At 34.9% G+C, this 18,003-nt stretch carries 12 protein-coding genes, 1 pseudogene and 1 riboswitch; of the genes and pseudogenes, 2 read left to right on the plus strand and 11 right to left on the minus strand.

The features are described from left to right. Positions 1-1,008: 1,008 nt before the first annotated feature. Both HP569_RS06035 and HP569_RS06040 read right to left on the minus strand, forming a co-directional pair. Positions 1,009-2,010, minus strand: a complete 1,002-nt coding sequence (locus HP569_RS06035) for an LLM class flavin-dependent oxidoreductase (RefSeq protein ID WP_182200261.1) — start codon at positions 2,008-2,010, stop codon at positions 1,009-1,011. Between the two features lie 171 nt (positions 2,011-2,181). Then, complete coding sequence (locus HP569_RS06040) at positions 2,182-3,447, minus strand: MFS transporter (RefSeq protein ID WP_182200262.1); 1,266 nt, start codon at positions 3,445-3,447, stop codon at positions 2,182-2,184. 318 nt (positions 3,448-3,765) lie between these two features. Between HP569_RS06040 and HP569_RS06045 the strand changes: the two genes are divergently transcribed. After that, positions 3,766-4,371, plus strand: coding sequence for a TetR/AcrR family transcriptional regulator (locus tag HP569_RS06045; RefSeq protein ID WP_182200263.1), 606 nt, complete (start codon positions 3,766-3,768; stop codon positions 4,369-4,371). 175 nt (positions 4,372-4,546) lie between these two features. After that, positions 4,547-4,645, plus strand: a riboswitch (purine riboswitch). A 75-nt stretch (positions 4,646-4,720) separates the two neighbouring features. Next, entirely contained in the window at positions 4,721-5,911 is a 1,191-nt protein-coding gene (locus HP569_RS06050) for an MFS transporter (RefSeq protein ID WP_182200264.1), read from the plus strand. Between the two features lie 454 nt (positions 5,912-6,365). Here HP569_RS06050 and HP569_RS06055 read toward each other — a convergent pair whose 3' ends face one another. From HP569_RS06055 to HP569_RS06095, 9 genes and pseudogenes are all read right to left on the minus strand, one after another. After that, positions 6,366-7,094, minus strand: a complete 729-nt coding sequence (locus HP569_RS06055) for a TatD family hydrolase (RefSeq protein WP_182200265.1) — start codon at positions 7,092-7,094, stop codon at positions 6,366-6,368. After that, positions 7,081-8,286 (minus strand): 7-cyano-7-deazaguanine synthase, encoded by a 1,206-nt coding sequence (locus tag HP569_RS06060; protein ID WP_182200266.1) that lies wholly within the window; start codon positions 8,284-8,286, stop codon positions 7,081-7,083. The genes HP569_RS06055 and HP569_RS06060 overlap by 14 nt, the downstream gene beginning before the upstream one ends. Beyond that, positions 8,286-8,921 (minus strand): hypothetical protein, encoded by a 636-nt coding sequence (locus HP569_RS06065; RefSeq protein WP_182200267.1) that lies wholly within the window; start codon positions 8,919-8,921, stop codon positions 8,286-8,288. Before HP569_RS06065 ends, HP569_RS06060 begins: the two co-directional genes overlap by 1 nt. Before the next feature lie 190 nt (positions 8,922-9,111). Then, positions 9,112-10,995: pseudogene (locus HP569_RS06070) on the minus strand (DNA/RNA helicase domain-containing protein). Between the two features lie 362 nt (positions 10,996-11,357). Further along, positions 11,358-11,795, minus strand: coding sequence for a MarR family winged helix-turn-helix transcriptional regulator (locus HP569_RS06075; protein ID WP_281366443.1), 438 nt, complete (start codon positions 11,793-11,795; stop codon positions 11,358-11,360). 188 nt (positions 11,796-11,983) lie between these two features. Continuing rightward, complete coding sequence (lpdA, locus tag HP569_RS06080; RefSeq protein WP_182200268.1) at positions 11,984-13,675, minus strand: dihydrolipoyl dehydrogenase; 1,692 nt, start codon at positions 13,673-13,675, stop codon at positions 11,984-11,986. A 57-nt stretch (positions 13,676-13,732) separates the two neighbouring features. Continuing rightward, on the minus strand, positions 13,733-14,173 hold the full coding sequence (locus tag HP569_RS06085; protein ID WP_182200269.1) for an OsmC family protein: 441 nt from the start codon (positions 14,171-14,173) through the stop codon (positions 13,733-13,735). A gap of 355 nt (positions 14,174-14,528) precedes the next feature. Continuing rightward, positions 14,529-15,992 (minus strand): glycoside hydrolase family 1 protein, encoded by a 1,464-nt coding sequence (locus HP569_RS06090; RefSeq protein ID WP_182200270.1) that lies wholly within the window; start codon positions 15,990-15,992, stop codon positions 14,529-14,531. Between the two features lie 47 nt (positions 15,993-16,039). Continuing rightward, positions 16,040-17,902: a beta-glucoside-specific PTS transporter subunit IIABC gene (locus HP569_RS06095; protein WP_182200271.1), complete on the minus strand. Its 1,863-nt coding sequence runs from the start codon at positions 17,900-17,902 to the stop codon at positions 16,040-16,042. Positions 17,903-18,003: the final 101 nt, after the last annotated feature.

The raw sequence follows: 18,003 nt of genomic DNA on the forward strand, positions 1-18,003 counted from the left end.
AAATATTCTTTCTGAAATATGAGTAAGTGCTTACGTTTTGTTATGTATTACTTTTTACACTCGTTTCCAAAATCGTTGCCGCTAAATGAAAACGCATTCATTTGGAGCATTGTTAATTTATTTAATCCTACCTACTAGGATGATAATCAATCTTTTATAAAGGTTTGGAACTTGTAATAACTTAAATTGACTTAGGAAGGAAGCGTGTCAATTTGTTACAACAAAGATGGCATCTAGTATTGTTTCATTAAGCCAACTTTTAATAACGATTTTGTTTAGACTAAGAGGACGAATAACTGACATAGATAGTGTGTCATGTAGCATGGAAGCAAATAATTGGACTCGTTTTACATGATTAAAACATCCAATATCTCTTCTATAAATCCAGCAACCTACTATTCTATAGATATTCCATAAAATTGAGAATATCACATTCTTTTAAACTAAAGTTACTTGATTTACATTCATTATACTTACTGATCAGTCATTTGTATACTCTTTTTTATACTTTTTTAAAAAGTATCTCAAAATGTTAGTATTTTTTGTGAACGTATTGTTTATTATCATACAACTAATACATTTAATAATACAATATAACATTTGCGAAAAGCAAGATTAAATTTTATAAAACAATAGAATTACCGCAAGATACTTATTACTTAAATTGATTTAACGCCTTCTATTTTAGATTCTTTTTCACATTAAAAAAACAACCGAAAACCCTTTATATCGAGGATTAACGGCTGTTATAATCACAAAAAAATCTTAACTGGTTTTAAAAGTTTTTTTAACTTTTTCTCACTCACCATTCTTTTATGAAACAAATTTAAATTTTTAACAAGAAAATAATTTGTAAATAAAATACAAGGTTAAAAAAGTAAAACGCATTCAAATGTATCGGACTTTTTACACATTAAAAAGTTAAAAATTAAAGAAATATGCTAGAATCAAAAAAGTTGTTATGACAATTTTAACCCTTTTGTATAATAAATTGATTGTAATGACTAACTATAATAATTCTTTTGCTAGAAGGCGATAAACATCTAGGCGTTTTTCCTGTGAATGAGGGATACTGCAAATCATTGCTTCATCATAGCCATAATAAGCTTGTTCTTCCTGTAATGTAGCAGCAATTTCTTTTGCATCACCAACAAGATGCACGTTACGATTTTGATCAATAATCATTCGATCCATCTCTGTTAATGGATAATCGCGCGCTTCTTCTGGTGTCATCACGTTTGTGATTTGTCCACGCATGAATAACAACCGCCATATATCCTGTGGCTTCGCTTCGAATTCAGCTTCTTCCTTTGTCTCAGCAACTGTTACCATATAAGACACGTTTATTTCTGGTTGTTGCATAAATGCAGAAGGCTGGAAGTTCTTTTTATACATATCTAAAATCTCTTTGGATAGCTGTCCATTGAAAAACTGAGCAAATGAATAGCCAACACCTCTGCGCCCTGCTTCAACGGCACTATTACCACTTGAACCTAATAGCCAAGCTTCCGGCAAGACAATTTGATCTGGTGCTGCAATGGTTTTATGATAGATACGATCAGCTGGCACTTGATTATTAATTAGCTGTAAGGCTGTGTCGAATTTTTCATACATATTATTTAACATCGGCTGACGGCCTTCAGATAACGCATAAATCGCATGATTATCGCCACCAGGAGCACGACCAACCCCAAAATCTACCCGACCCGGTGCATAGGCACTTATTGTTTTGAACACTTCTGCCAATTTCAAAGGAGAATAATGCATCATCATCACTCCGCCAGTTCCGATTCGAATACGGTTTGTTTTAGCTGTTAAATAAGCTGTTGATATTTCAGGAGCAGAACTTGCAAACACATTCGCATCTGGACTAGCATGATGCTCTGCCATCCACATACGATGATATCCTAATTGATCTCCTAAAATCGCTAGCTCTTCCGCTTTTTTCAATGCGTCTGCCGCTGTATTCCCTCTCGTAATTGGTGCTTGATCTAGAATACTTAGTCTCATCTAGAAAACTTCCTCTCCATAAAATCGTTCTTATTCGATCCAGTGTAAAATACTAGCTATAGAAAGTAAATTATTATGATCCTACATTAGTTCTTATATTATTAGAAAAAAGGCGCAAGGAAACCCCTGCGCCTTTGTGTAACTTATTATTTTATTAGATCTACGTATCGATTAATTCCACAAACCGTCGTCTTCAAGCTTCTTCTTCCCTTTGAAAGCGAAGATAACAAGTACGATATTAATGATAAGCATTGCGATAATTAAGTATAGTACAGATGTATAGCTACCAGTAAGGTCAAACACGAAGCCATAACCAGGTAACGCAACAATTCCTGCTACCGCTAAGCCGATACCAATCGTTGCATAGATTTCACTGTATTCTTTTCTTCCAAAAATAGAAGTAGTAAGTAATGGTCCTAATGTGCCGATTGATGCAGTTACAAATCCAAAAATACCAATTGCTACGGTGAATATAATTGGATTACCAGGAACAAAAATTAACATGGCAACGGCTACAATCCCACTAAGCATTGAAATAATTGCCGTGTTTTTTGGTCCAATTTTATCAGACATGAAACCAAACGCTAACGCACCTACTAACATTCCAACCATGAACGCACCCATTACTTGACCAGCAAAACCAACATCATATCCAATCCCAACTGCATATGGTCCGATGTGTTGCGCAAAGCTTCCGATCGCTGTCATGAAAAATAGGAATAACAGCATTGAATAGAAAGCCATCGACTTTTTAGCTGCAGCAAATGTTACACCACGTTCTACTTCCTCTTCCGAAGTACCGTCATCATTTTTCTTGTTCTTTGCACCATATGGTAATAGACCTTTATCCTGTGGTAATTTACGAATTAACAACAGAACAACTGGAATAATAATTGCAACAGCACCAACACCCAGGATCATGTAAGCATTACGCCATCCTTGTGTTTCAATCAAGCTTCCTGCTAATGGTTGAATAAATGCACCGAACAATCCAACTGCTGCCATCATAATCCCCATTGCTAAACCATTCTTCTCTTTAAACCAACGATTAATTAGGACAGGACCTGCCATTGTCGTCACAAAAATCGCACCGAACGCCATTGGAACAGACAGGATATACCATCCCCATACAGAATCTAGAAAACCAAATAAAGCGAAAGATCCACCTTGTAAAATAATTGCTAGAACCAAAAGACCCCTAATATCATATTTGGCCATCAATTTACCTGCTAAAGGCAGAAACAACATTGTTACAATTGAAGAAATGCTAAGATAAATAGATAAATTCCCAATGCCAATTCCTAAGTCTTTTGATACTGGAGCTAAAAACAATCCTCCGGCATTATTCAGACCACCTCTTGCTAGACCAATCATAATAGATAAACCAATTAATACAAACCACGCAAAGTGAATCTTACCCTTTTTTTCCATCCCCATCGTTCAAATCCCCCTTTGTTTAACTTGAAACATATAATAAATTAACTTATTCAGTCTTCATTTCATCCCCTATGAAGCTGAATTCCCCTATGCAAAAACACCCCTTTAATTTTCTAAACATTCACTCCATTTCCTAGATATATTATTTTTGCACCTTCATCATAAAATGCATTGACTAACAAGTCAATCAATGCTACTCAATTTTGACGAAAATATGAAATCGTTATCATTTTTTAATTTCCCTATTCTTTTTGTATGTGAAAAATGGTATAATAGAAAGAATTTATTAAAAAAGACATACGAGTGAGGGGGATGATTATGGCGAGAAGCGAAGAGCAGTTTAAAGAAATACGCGATCAACGATATGAAGAAATAAGCAACGCTGCACTTAAAATTTTTGCACGCAAAGGATTCGCAGGTACAAAGATTAGTGATATTACATCGTCTATTCACCTAAGCCATGGATTACTCTATCACTATTTCAAGTCAAAAGAAGATATCTACGTCTCTCTTATTACAAATGTGCTAGATTTGTTTAACCAAGCGATCCATGAAGCAGAACAATTACCTGGCACCCCTTACGACAAGCTCTACTGGGTAACTGAGCTCACGTTTAAAGGTGATGCTGGGGTTGCGCTTGATCGACACATGCTGATGATGGGAGCGCTACACGCTGATTTCCTTACAGAGCAAACGAAACAAATGATTAAACAACGCTACGAAGCATCATTAAGACGTATTGGTGATCTGGTCAAGGCTGGCCAACAGGAAGGTATCTTCAAGCAGGGGGATCACATGGAACTTGCAGCCTATTATATGTCCCTTTCACAAGGACTAATGCTTTGGAATGCAAAAGGATTATACCCAATAAACGTTACGGCAGACATGGTGATGCAACCATTACTAGCCAGCGAACAGGCATAAATACAACAAGCTTACAAACGAGTGAGCTTGTTTTTTATTTCGTTTGGAGATCTTTTGAAGATGCTCGGCGCGAAACGATTATTTATCTAGCATTTTGTTTCATTAGACTAGTGGAAAAAGAATTATTTTTAAAAAAAAACTTGATTAATTTCACAAAAGCTAGTAAACTGATTTGGTGTTTAATAAATGATTTACCTGTATAACCTCAGAATATGGCTTGAGGGTCTCTACCAGGAACCATAAAATCCTGATTACAGAAAATGAACTATTCATTTTTTGTAATCAGGATTTTTTTATTTCCAAATGTTATAGAGAACATAGATACATCAGAAAAGGAGAAGAACAACATATGAATTTAAAAGTTTTTATACTCGCATTATCCACCGTAGCAGTTGGACTTGTAGAATTAGTCGTTGGAGGTATCCTGCCATCGATTGCAAAAGATTTAAACATTACATTAAGTTCTGCAGGACAATTAATTACAGTTTTCGCACTAATATATGCTATTGCAGGACCTGTATTACTAGTATTAACTAGCAAAATGGAACGAAAGAAAGTATACCTTATCTCTTTATTTGCATTCTTCATCGGTAATATTATGACTTATGTCAGCCCGACATTTACCTTGATGATGGTTGCAAGGGTATTAACAGCAATGAGTACAGCATTGATCGTCGTTCTATCTTTAACGATCGCATCAAAAATTGTCGCACCAGAACACCGTGCAAAAGCACTTGGTCTTATTTATATGGGGATTAGCTCATCGCTTGTAATGGGTGTACCATTAGGAATTTTGATTTCTGAGCAATTCGGCTGGCGTATTATCTTTCTTGGCATTGCAATACTAGCAATCGGTTCATTTATTCTAATCTCGATCTTTTTAGAAAAGATCCCGGGCGAAAAAACTGTGCCATTAAAGCAACAATTAAAAGCAGTGAGCAGCTTTAAATTAGGAAGCGCCCACCTTGCGACATTGTTTATGTTAGCAGGACACTATACCTTATATGCATATTTCACACCATTTTTAGAAACAGAACTTGGTCTAAATTCCACTTGGATTAGTGTTAGTTATCTATTATTCGGTGTTGCAGCAGTGAGCGGTGGTGCATTTGGCGGAATTCTTTCCGATCGAATCGGCCCACCAAAAAGTATCATTGCAGTGATCGTCGCATTCGCTGCCATTCTATTCATCTTGCCATTTACTACATTCTCGATAGTAGTATTCATTCCGGTGATGATGATCTGGGCAGCATTAAGTTGGAGTCTAGCACCACCACAACAAAGTTATTTGATACAAACAGATCCTGTTACATCAGATATTCAGCAAAGCTTTAACAACTCAGCCTTACAAGTCGGTATTTCACTTGGATCAGCCTATGGGGGAGTCGTGTTGAATTTCTCAAGTTCGATTTCTAATATGGCTTGGTTCGGCGGTATCCTTGTTATTATTTCCTTAGCGTTTGCAGTGTTTTCTTTAACGAGAAAGACAGCTGTAACGGACAATGGAAAAGTTGGATTGGGTGTAGAGGCGAATGGTTGATTAGGGATTATAGATTAAAGGAAAGCACCACTCATGGTTTTGGGTGGTGCTGTTTTATTGAGAAGAATCAAAATAAGGTATGCTAATATTCACTATAACAGTTTGGATAATTGACCTTTACTTCACTCTTATCCATTGCCAGTATCGTCGCTTGCCTTTTTTTGTAAAGATACACTATCTTGATACTGTTGCAGCGACTTATCAAAGGGGAAATGTCCCCACAGTGTTTAGCAGGACCATACAGTTGAATCTTTGTGCCTTTAATTCACCTTTCTATTTATTTTATAAAACATTTTTGCTTTTATTTGAACTCGGTCTAACTGATCTTAACTAACTTTTTCGACAAGTGCAATTCATTTAATTCTAAAATAACCAGTCCATTTGTGATATCGCTAAACTATTTAGGAGATTATATAAATCTACATAAAAGAGGTAAATAAGCCTTATTAAAATACTATGAAAGGTCCTTTTCTATAAGTAATCGTTTAAAATTTTTAAATACTATCTCCTTAAAGTCTGGTATAAATCGTTCAATTTCCATATAAATATTACTTATATCTTTTGGATAAATTATTTTTTTATTAAACCTAACAAATGGTCCATCAGTTTCAAACAATAGCAAGTTTTTAGGAATTCGCTCAATGGCTTTTTGACCACTCTTTGTTAAAAGCATTTTAGGGTTTATTGAAAAATAATACCCATTATCTACAAATTTATCCAATGTAGTTAATTTCCCAGAATACCAATGTAAAATAGCATGTTTTACATTATTATTCACAAGTACCTTTAACACATCGTCTTCTGAATGGTTTGAATGTACTGAGTACACTCTTCCTTTTGAAAAATGTGGCGAAGTAACAAAGTCGAATATCTCATACTGTTTTTGTCGTATTTCTTTAAATTCCTCCTTATAGTCTAATCCAACTTCTCCGATATACCTTGTGTCACTAATATATTTTTCAAACAGTTGATATTTAAACTCAAAATCACTTGCAACTTGTGGGTGATAACCCAAACATAGTCTTACATATTTATAGTTGTTAAATGCCTTTTGATGTTTTTCGTATAATTCAGGTAAGTTTGTGACAAACAACGTATAAATACGGTTCTTTTCATAACTGTCAGCTATTTGATTTGGATATGGATAAAAATCTATATGGACATGAGTGTCAATTAGGGGCATACTTTTCTAAAAACCTTTCAAATTCATTTGAGAACTTCTGGAACATTTCCTTATTACATTTTAAGTAATCCTCAATTCCTTGATAATACTCCTTTTTTACATCCAATTCAAAGTAAATTCTTTTCTCTCTAATTAGATTACAATAGTCTATAAAGTACTGAATGTTAGATTCATAATCCTTTCGATAAGGATCTTTTGTAATGTCAGAGTACTTTATATTATATCCATAATAGTATTTATCATCATACTCTTCATTATCATAAGCTGCAATTGATATTTTTCTAAGTAAGCAAGGAATACATATGCCACACTGCCCCTTATGTATTCTTTCTGGATGTGTCCTACTCTGACCACATGTAAAAGTATGTTTAATTTGTGATTTAAATTTTAAATCCATTTTATTAATAATTTGTCCTTTTGTTTCAAACATGAAAGGCTGATTTATTTCAATTTCAAAATTCTGTTTAAAAAGAATTTTATTATAGAGATATATGGTCTTCGGGTGAGTTGTTTTTGTTGTAAATCTACCGGCGATTTCTGGATTTAATGAAAGTATTCCATTTTCGTACAAATACACTTTCTTAGAGTTATTAAAAAAAGAATTGGCGACTGCAAGTGCTATATACAATAGTGATCTAGTTGCTTGAGTGTAGGTTTTCTTTCTTAAATTTGGTTTATCTATTAGTAAAATTTTAGATTCTGCACTATAAATTTTTTTATAAAACTCTGCAACCTTCCTTTGTCGAGTAGCTTCCTCGCTCTTGTTAACAAATCCAATATAATCGCTATTTATCCCATTCTTAAAATTAAAAAACGCTCCAGATAATGAGTCTAATCCTCCTGAAAATAATGTCGTGTTAAAATCTGAATTAATTGAAAGTGTAATATTTTCAAAGGGGTCAAGTTTATTTTTATAAAAACTTAGGTTATATTCATCACCCGAAACCCAATTAGCAAGTTCTTCAATATCTCTTTTGACACCCTCCCAAAAAAAGGGCTGAAAAAGTGGAATATCTAACTTTATTTTTCTTGGCCTATCCCCAACTTTTGCTTCATAAATATCTGCACAATAGATACCACCCATTATAGCAACAAAATCTAATGGTCTAATGTTTGATTCTTCATCGCTATATGAAAAATCTTTTAATAAGTCTTTGTGTAGGTTAGCAAGGAATTGATAATCTAGTGCCATCAAAATATCCCGAATTCAGCATTATTTGTATTTTTAGTAATTACCTCTAATAAGTTGTTGAACGAAAGCTTCCTATCAACAAATTCATTTACTTTAGAATATACTTCAGTATTCATTATTTTATCCGCTAGCGTGGAAACCATTTTCTCTATCTGTGTATATGATAAATTTTCATAGCTATCCTTTAGGGTTTCGTATAGGTCATTCAAAAGAAGTTGGTAGACTACTTGATAAAATAATAGTTGTGAAAATACATATACATTATAAAATTCATCATCTATTAGATGACCCATAACAATTTTAAGTGCCTTCTCTAAAACTTTGGAATTAATTTTGCTCTCTTCTTCAATTTCTTTTAATATCATTTCTATAAATTCTTGCTGTGTAAGCTCATCTTCAATCATTTCTTTTTTTGTTTTGCCATTAAACCCGTTACTATTTAAGGAAATAAACTTTTTAGTTACTACCTCTATTGAAGTGTTAACTACTTCTTCATTATCCAAAGATTTTTTTAAAGATTCCTGAGACAAAACCACTCTGGAGATATCAGGAGCAAATTCATTTAATTGATCTAAAGGCTTTTCTTTAAGTAATTTTTTTATTTCATTATTCATGTTCTTTTTTGAGGTTCCCATTATATAATCCCTCTTTTCTAAAAAGATTTTTTTATTATTAAAAAATAAAATATACAATTATTTTAAATATAAACCCAAATTATATCTCCTAATGCGGATCGATCCTCTCTAAAAATAACATTATCGTTTTTTATTCATATCCACCCTCCGACTTAGCAACTTCTCCCCAATTAGTAAAGAATTCATTATTTTAATAATTTCTATTTATATGCTCCAATCTCTTTTCAAAATAAGTGGCTAATTCTTCATCGATACAATATATATAGCAACCTTTTTGTCCTCTAGTCATTAACGTTCTATAAGTATTTCGAATCACTTCGTCAGCGGTTTTTGCAGCTTCCTCTGGGTTTTCTTTAAACATCTTCTTAATACCAAATAACGCTCTATCTGTTTTGGCTCTTTTCGTATAATCGATAATTAATTTCTCATCAACACAACTTAAATCATCACCAATAATAACACCGACATAATCGAATTCAAGTCCCTGGCATGTGCGAATACAACCATCCTCATTTATAGAATCTTTGTCTATTGCCCATGTGGCTGTATTACCAAGGTTCCAGCTCATTCTAAAGTTATGCTCCGGTATAACAATGTCAACATAATCAGGTTTTTCTCTTCCTTTTTTGTCCCAATTCCAACAGTATCCCGCAACCATCCTTGATTTATTATTGTTCTCGTTTAATCTCTATATCTCTGACTTAAGCTCATTCGGATCATCGAATACACGGAAATCATATTGTGTAGCCATGTACTGACTGTTGACTGTCTCTCTTATTTGTAGTACATCATCAAGCCAAGCTAAATAACCGTCTGATCCATTACATCTAAACTGTGATTCCAAATGCATCACCTCAATATTTGCGTTATTCTCTTTTGCAAATTTTTTAATTTGGTTCGGGCTACCAACATCGTTAATCGTTACCTTCTGTCTTTCATCTATGAAAAAGATTGAAAACTTCGATGCATTAATAATTCCCTTTGTTTGATTTTCTCCCAAGTTTTGAAACATTCCTGATTTCTCGTTTAATCGATGCGTTTCATCAACAATCAGCGCATCAAACTCATCTTTTGGAGCGTCAATATAGCTACCAGAACCCTTAAAAAGGTTTTCAATATACCCTTTGCGAAAATCTCGCTTTAGTTTAGTGGAATATACATGCCTTAGCGCAACGTTTTTTGTAACATATTGACTCACCATATGTCGCTTTGTTAGCTCTACTAGTAAATTTATTGCTAATACAGACTTACCTGTGCCAGGACCACCATTTATAACTAATACTTGCTTAGTTCCTGTACGAACAGCTTTTTCGGCCATATATATAGCTTGTTCATACACAACCTTTTGATCATCAATCATAATAAACTCTTGATTACCTTTTAACATTTGATTTAGAGCATCTTGCAGGGACTTGGATGGTCTAATTTTTCCTTTTTCAATTTTATACAGGTTTTCTTTGTTATCCCCTACAGTAATATAGCGTTTAATAAAGTTACGTAGTTTTTGAGAATCGCCTTTAACAAATATCGGAGCCTGTTCAATATAGAAGCTGTAGATATTATCAGATAGAGGATCATCTTTTTGAGTGATATAATTATGTAAATACGCACAAGGATAAAGTTGCATTTCCTCCTTCTGTGCATTTTCATTATAGTCTTTAATAAGCGAAGCATAGGATGAAGCTTGATAGGATGGATGAGTTGTTTCTCTAATCCCTTTGTTTAAATACGTTTTTACAATAGCTTCCTTTCCCTCTACTTTCTCTACGGCTTCCCACTGTTTCAATTCCAGAATGATAATTGAATTTTTCTCTTTATTTCTTCCACTAATAATAAAATCTACTCTTCTTGATGTATGTGGGATTTTAAATTCTATTGCAACACCAGCTTCATCAGGAATTTCGCGATCACTTAATACTCTATACATATATTGCATAGAGTTGTCCCAAGATCGTACTTCTCTCTCATTAATTTTCCCAATCTTTTCAGTGTAGTTTTTAGTAATATTGTTTACTAGTTCATCATTAAATACGTCATCAAGAAAGTCTGTCTTAGTAGATTCGTATACAATCATGCTCTTCAACTCCGTTTGTCTGAATTGATGTAGTTGTTTATGTAACGGTGAATACGGTTTTTAATTTTTGGATAAATACCATCTAGGTAATTTTATTTATTATTAAACTTATTCATCATAGTAAATTGTACCATTTTATTGGATATAAAAACATATCATTCTATTATTTTGTGACTTTTAATTCTTATGTTTGGTAGATTTAGCTTAATGTTTGAACATAGGATATTCGGTCGCAATAAATAAAAAAGAGAGGCTTCACCTATGAATAGTGAACCCTCTCAATATATTTATATTATTTTATCAAGTAAGTTCTATCCTTACTATGTCCATATAAAATCACCCATACAACAAATCGACCGTTTTCACTCTTTCACAGCATTCTTAGTCATTGTCTCCAATACTTGTTTGAAGATTTCAAGATCCTCTTCAGGAATACCTTCGACGACGTAATTTTTAAAATTCTCGGCAATAGGAAGTAATTCGTGATACCCTTTTTCTCCCTTAGGACTCAACTCTAGTTGTTTAATTCGCTTATCTTTAACGGATTCTAAACGGTACAAAAAGCCCTCTGATTCCATCTTTTGAATGAGTCTGACAACGCTTGGTTCTTTGATGCTCATTTTGTCTGCCAGTTCTTTCTGTGTAATACGTTCATTATTATATATATAATACATCGCAGTCCACTGACTTCTTGTTATATGATACGGCCTAAATTCGTTGTCTAGGGCTTCTTCAAATAGTTTTGAACTCTTGTTTGTAATGCAGGCAAGACAGTCATCCAAATTAAACAATATAAGCACCAACCATTCTTAACTTTTTTTCGGTGTTATTTTCCATCTCACTATTATAGCAAATAATTAGTGTAGATGCTGAAAAATGCTTCAATTTGGATACGTATTATATTTCATCGAACAATCTCTTTTCCTATTACTCAGGATAAAATTACTAAAGTACTCGTTCTTGGCATTTCTTTTAATTGAAGTTTAACCTATGCTTCGTGCAGCGCTCCGATACTTAATCCCATTGCCGCTTCGTGAATTACTTCAGCAGTAGTTGGGTGTGCAAAAATAGTTTCCGTAATTTGCTGTTCGGTAAGGTCATTTGCGATCGCAAGCGTGAGGCTACTAATTAAAGAAGAAGCATCTGGGCCTATAATGGAACCCCCAACAATCTTTCCAGATGGATTATCTTTTATCAGTTTAATAAAGCCATTCGGCTCATTCATTGTTAGTGCTTTACCATTACTAGAAAACGACACCTTACTTACACGATAATCGATTCCTTGCTCCTTACATTCATATTCCTCCAGTCCTACGCTAGCAATTTCCGGAGAGGTAAAAATAACATTAGGTACAGCAGTATAATCCATTTCTGCTTTTTCTCCAAGTATTGTATCGACAGCATTAATACCTTGGTGTGATGCGACATGAGCAAGTTGCATAATGTTAGTCACATCACCAATTGCGTAGATGTGCGCCACATTTGTTCGCATCTGTTTATCAACTGCAATCCCTTTGCCCTGCTCATTTAACTGAACCCCAGCCTTATCAAGATCCAGCCCATCTATATTTGGTTCACGACCGATCGCAACGAGAACTTTTTCGCTCACTAATAGCTCTTCTCCACTAGCTGTCACATAGGTTACAACGGCTTGTCCATTATTCGCTTGTTGAATTTTAGATACTTTTGCTCCAGTATGAACATGGATTCCTGCCTGCTGTGCTTGTTGTTCAAGCGCTTCTGTTACATCACTGTCTAGCATGTTAAGAAGACGGTCCATAAATTCTACCACGTGCACCTCAACGCCAAGGTTACGGTAAAGAAAAGCAAATTCCATACCGATGACGCCACCACCGATGATCGTAATACTCTTTGGTAATTCCGTATTAGATAGAGCATCTGTGCTGTTCATGACAAATGGTAGGTCAATACCTGGAATATTCACCTTAGAAATTTTTGAACCTGTCGCTATGATGATATCCTTTGCGGAAATTTCGTAGGTCTTTTCACCAGTTACACCGACTTTGTCTTCAGAAAGGAAGGATGCATTCCCACGGATTACCTGGATATCGTTCTTGTCCATTAAGAAGGCAATACCAGATACGAGTTGATCCACTACTTCTTCCTTACGACGAATAATCTGCTTCATATTTACTTGAAGACTTGAGCCTGTTTCGATTCCAAACAAAGCACTATGCTTCACGCTATGGCAAATCTCTGAAGATTTAACGAGAGACTTCGTAGGTATACATCCTACATTTAAGCAGGTGCCTCCTAATGTCTCTTCTTTTTCTACTAAAGCGACACGAAGCCCTTTTTTCGCTGCATAAATCGCAGAAACATATCCACCTGGTCCAGCACCAATAATGAGTAAGTCCACATCCATTTCATTCGTTGTTTCTTCCTCGTTTGTTACTTGCTGGTCGAGTTTAGCTTCTGTGTTATTCGCTTCGATTGGCTCCATTTCTAGAAGCACTTGATTTGAGGAAACCTCACTTCCTTCTTCAACAAGTATGTGAGTAATGACTCCATTTTCAGTGGCACTAATTTGGCGATTGCCTTTACTCGTTTCAACTTCCATTACGATATCACCAGCTAACACCTGGCTACCATTAGAAACATGAATTTCTCCGACTATTCCCTTTTTCCCACCTGGAATTAAAGACATCTTAATTTGCATCGTTATTCTCCTCAATTGTATAAGAAGGGGTTATGTAGGCCCCTTCTTGTCTAAGAATTAATATCTAACTACGCCTGATTGTACTAATTTCACACCGTTTGCAAGACAATCTCCTACTGGACACACCTTCTCAATGAATTCCGCGAAGGCTTCTGCTTTTTCTTGAGATTCGTTCGTTTTAAAATGCATAGAAAAACGAATTTCTTGAAAGCCTGGTCTTACATCAGCAAGTCCCATGAAACCATCCGGATCTAAATCGCCTTCCAATTCAACATGAAATTCTTCAAAAGAAAAATCATGCGCTTCGGCAAATGCACTTGCAACGATAGATTGGCAAGCACCTAGTGCACATAATACTATTTCAACAGGATTCATTGCTTTATCCGTTCCGCCTAAATCCTCTGGTTCATCTGCAAAAATTTTAAATCCTCTGGAATTACATTCAACTTGAAGGCCCTCTGGTAATTTTTTCGTAACTGCTTTAAATGTAGTCAACATAATTTTGTTCCTCCTAATAAAGTTTGTGAAGTATTTAACATATAAATAGATCTTAGCACCGTTCTTTTAAAAAGTAAATAGTTAGCTAAGTAACTTTTATTTAGTAATTTTTAGAAAGTCATATAAAGATGGGGTCAAACCTTGAAATAATAACAAAAATGACTGGAGAAGAAATTGCTAGCTGCAATGCATTCCTCTCCGGTCAAATCGTTCACGTCATATATTTTAGCTTAACCAGGAAGGATAGCTCCCTCCCGGTTAAGCTTTGAAATTTGATAACTCGCTTAAAAATAAGTGTCTTTTAATCATGCAAGCAAACAACGAGACGTATTTCAGTCATCATTAGATTGCTAACTTATAATTTTTCTCCATTAGTTGCAATAACTTCTTTGTACCAGTGGAATGAATCTTTTCTATAACGTTCCAAGCTTCCTTCACCTTTGTCATCTTGGTCTACGTAGATAAATCCGTAACGTTTAGTCATTTGAGAAGTACCACAGCTAACTAAGTCGATACATCCCCAAGTTGTATAACCCATCAAATCAACGCCGTCTTTAATCGCTTCTTTCATCTGAATAACATGCTTTTCTAGATAATCAATTCGATAATCATCATGCACTTTACCATCTGCTGTTAATTCATCTTTCGCTCCAAGTCCATTTTCACACACAAATAAAGGAATCTCATAGCGATCATAAAGCTTGATTAGTGAAATACGTAATCCAATTGGGTCAATCGGCCAATCCCATTGCGTTAACTCTAAGTGTTCATTTTTGATAGGACTATCAAAGGTACCCGCAAGCTTAGAAGCATCTTCTCTCGCTTCTGTCACGTGAGACATGTAGTAACTAATTGCTACATAATCGACCTTTCCTTCCTTCAAGATCTCAGCATCGCCTTCTTCCATTTCAACGTTAATATTATTATCTTCAAAATAACGTGTCATATAAGTAGGATATTCTCCTCTTACTTGCACATCTGGATAGAAATAATTCAGTTGATTTGATTTTAGAGCTTGTAGCTGATCTTCAGGCTTTGTTGTTAAGGCATAAGATTCGATTTGGTTAATCATACAACCAATCTTGCCATCTGGAATGATCTCTTTCATTGCTTTAACAGCTAATGCACTAGCTAAAAACTGGTTATGGGAAGCTTGATAAGCTGCCTCTAAAGGATCATCAACTAAATCAGCTAGCACACCCGCTCCTGTGTATAAGCTATTTAGATTCATATTCATTTCATTAAAAGTAATCCAATATTTCACTTTGTCTTTATAGCGATTTAAAATAACACGAGCAAATTTTTCGAACAACGGGATTAACTGTCTGCTAACCCAACCGTTGTATTTTTCTGTAAGCGTGATTGGCATCTCGTAGTGTGACATCGTTACTAATGGCTCGATGCCGTATTTTTTACATTCATCAAATACCTTATCGTAAAATTCTAATCCCTGTTCATTCGGCTCATCCTCTAAGCCTGTTGGGAAAATTCGCGCCCATGAAATAGAAAGTCTAAATGTTTTAAATCCCATCTCGGCAAATAAAGCAATATCTTCTTTATAACGATTATAAAAATCAATTCCCCAACGCTTTGGAAATAAATAATCATCTGGATTCTCTTTGTAAGCTTTGAGCTCCTCTGAGCTAACGTTAAATGTAAAGTTATCTACTTTTCCCTTTGCGTATGGATCTTTGTATGCCGCAAAATCTGATGTTGATAATCCCTTTCCATCTGTCAAATATGCTCCTTCTATCTGGTTCGCAGCAGTCGCGCCTCCCCAAAGAAAGTCTTTTGGAAAGCCTTTATTGTTTTTGTTCATTTAAAATTCCTCCTATAATAATTGTAATAATGTATATTTGTCTAAACCTACTTGATTAAAACAAGTAAATTTTGATCACAAGCGTTAACTTCCTTTACACCACTAGGTAAAACTTCTAAATACTCAGGAGAGTTTGCTACGATAACAGGTGTTAAAGTAGAAATCCCTTCACTTTTTAAATAATCTAAATCAAACTCAATTAACTTATCTCCCTTGGTAACTTGCTGATCTTTTTCTACAAGTACCTTAAAGCCTCGCCCTTTCAAATCGACAGTATCAATGCCAACGTGCACAAGAAGCTCGGTTCCATTTTCAGAGAGTATGCCAACAGCATGCTTCGTAGGAGGGATAGCAACGATTTTACCAGTAAAAGGTGCATAAATGACTCCTTCAGATGGTTGGATCGCTACTCCTTTTCCAACTTTTTCAGATGCAAATGTCTCATCTGGAACTTCGGATAAAGCAACCACTTCTCCTGACAGCGGAGATGAGATCTCAAGTGGCTTCTTTTGTTGTTGCTCTATGATTTCTTCACTTTCCTTTTGTGATGTTTCTTTTTTTGAATCTTCGTCATTGAAACCTAACACTATCGTTACTATTAGGGCCACCGTAAAACTCACAGCAACTCCAATTAAAGCAAATATTAAGTTGTTCGTTCCAGAAATGATATACGTCGGCAATGACATGATTCCTGGAATGGTAAATGCAGTTGCTTTTACTGAAAGTGCACCAAATATCGCACCACCAGTTGCACCACCAATCAAACTAGCATAAAAAGGTTTCTTTAATCTTAATGTGACACCATATATAGCTGGCTCTGTAATCCCGAATACTGCAGGTATTAAAGAAGAAAATGAAATTTGTTTTGTTTGTTTGTTTTTCGTCTTTAAAAGCACACCTGTAACAGCACCTGCTTGAGCAAGGTTTGCCACTAAGTTCATTGGTAAGAGCATAACATCATGCCCATAACGCTCAAAGCTGGCAAAAGTACTTGGGAAGAAGGCATAGTGCATACCTGTAATTACGATAATTGGCATTAATCCTCCCATTAATAAACCTGCAGCTAAACTAGAGAATGAGAACATAGCAGAGAAAATAGATTCTAAGTATGATCCTAAATACATTCCCATTGGAGCTAAAACGACTAACATAATTGGAGCCATAATTACTAAGCTTAGTAATGGTATAAAGATAATATTTAAGGATTTAGGAATAATCTTACCTAACAATTTATTAACATAGCTCAATATCCAAACTGTTAGAATAATAGGTAAAACAGAAGATGCATAGCTTGCCATCGGAACTGGAATCCCCATAAACAGTAAGCTTTCTGTTCCTGCGTTAGCGTACTCAATGATCTGTGGATACATGAGAATACCAGCTAAAGAAACAGCAATTGATGGATCAGCATTAAACTTTTTAGCAGATGAAAATGCTAATAAGAAAGGTAGAAAATAAAACGTTGCGTCTGAAATAAAATGTAAAAGCTCATAGCTTGAAGATGCCGGATCTAACAAACCTAACGCAACAAATAGCGCTAATAGACCTTTTAACAACCCAGCCCCAACAATGGCTGGCAAGATAGGAGTGAAAACACCTGATATTACATCAAGAAGTCCCTCAAAAAAGTTTCCTTTGTTTTTTCTTTTCTCACTTGGCTCATTATTATTAGTTAATAAACTAACTTCTTTGTGAACATCTTCTACACCATGTCCAATAATGACTTGTAATTGACCACTTTTAAACTGAGCACCTAACACGCCTTCAATATTTTGAAGCTTATCTAGACTTACTTTTGATTCATCTTCTACATTGAATCTTAATCTTGTGATACAGTGCCAATTTTGAATAATGTTACTTTTACCTCCAGAAAATTTAACAATTTCCTCTGCAACTTGCTTCTTACTCATAACTCATTCCTCTCCTTTATTCAGTTTTAAAAACCTATTACTTCGCCTTACTCTTGCAAATCAACTGTTGTTCTAATGGTCGATTTAATATATTGCAATAA

The organism is Paraliobacillus salinarum, assembly GCF_014083865.1.
GTDB classification, from domain to species: domain Bacteria; phylum Bacillota; class Bacilli; order Bacillales; family Amphibacillaceae; genus Paraliobacillus; species Paraliobacillus salinarum.

What these genes read in the sequence shown, in the direction of transcription:
- HP569_RS06035 (WP_182200261.1), bottom strand. Translation starts at nt 2,010, where the DNA reads ATGAGACTAAGTATTCTAGATCAAGCACCAATTACGAGAGGGAATACA.
- HP569_RS06040 (WP_182200262.1), bottom strand. Translation starts at nt 3,447, where the DNA reads ATGGGGATGGAAAAAAAGGGTAAGATTCACTTTGCGTGGTTTGTATTA.
- HP569_RS06045 (WP_182200263.1), top strand. Translation starts at nt 3,766, where the DNA reads ATGGCGAGAAGCGAAGAGCAGTTTAAAGAAATACGCGATCAACGATAT.
- HP569_RS06050 (WP_182200264.1), top strand. Translation starts at nt 4,721, where the DNA reads ATGAATTTAAAAGTTTTTATACTCGCATTATCCACCGTAGCAGTTGGA.
- HP569_RS06055 (WP_182200265.1), bottom strand. Translation starts at nt 7,094, where the DNA reads ATGCCCCTAATTGACACTCATGTCCATATAGATTTTTATCCATATCCA.
- HP569_RS06060 (WP_182200266.1), bottom strand. Translation starts at nt 8,286, where the DNA reads ATGGCACTAGATTATCAATTCCTTGCTAACCTACACAAAGACTTATTA.
- HP569_RS06065 (WP_182200267.1), bottom strand. Translation starts at nt 8,921, where the DNA reads ATGGGAACCTCAAAAAAGAACATGAATAATGAAATAAAAAAATTACTT.
- lpdA (WP_182200268.1), bottom strand. Translation starts at nt 13,675, where the DNA reads ATGCAAATTAAGATGTCTTTAATTCCAGGTGGGAAAAAGGGAATAGTC.
- HP569_RS06085 (WP_182200269.1), bottom strand. Translation starts at nt 14,173, where the DNA reads ATGTTGACTACATTTAAAGCAGTTACGAAAAAATTACCAGAGGGCCTT.
- HP569_RS06090 (WP_182200270.1), bottom strand. Translation starts at nt 15,992, where the DNA reads ATGAACAAAAACAATAAAGGCTTTCCAAAAGACTTTCTTTGGGGAGGC.
- HP569_RS06095 (WP_182200271.1), bottom strand. Translation starts at nt 17,902, where the DNA reads ATGAGTAAGAAGCAAGTTGCAGAGGAAATTGTTAAATTTTCTGGAGGT.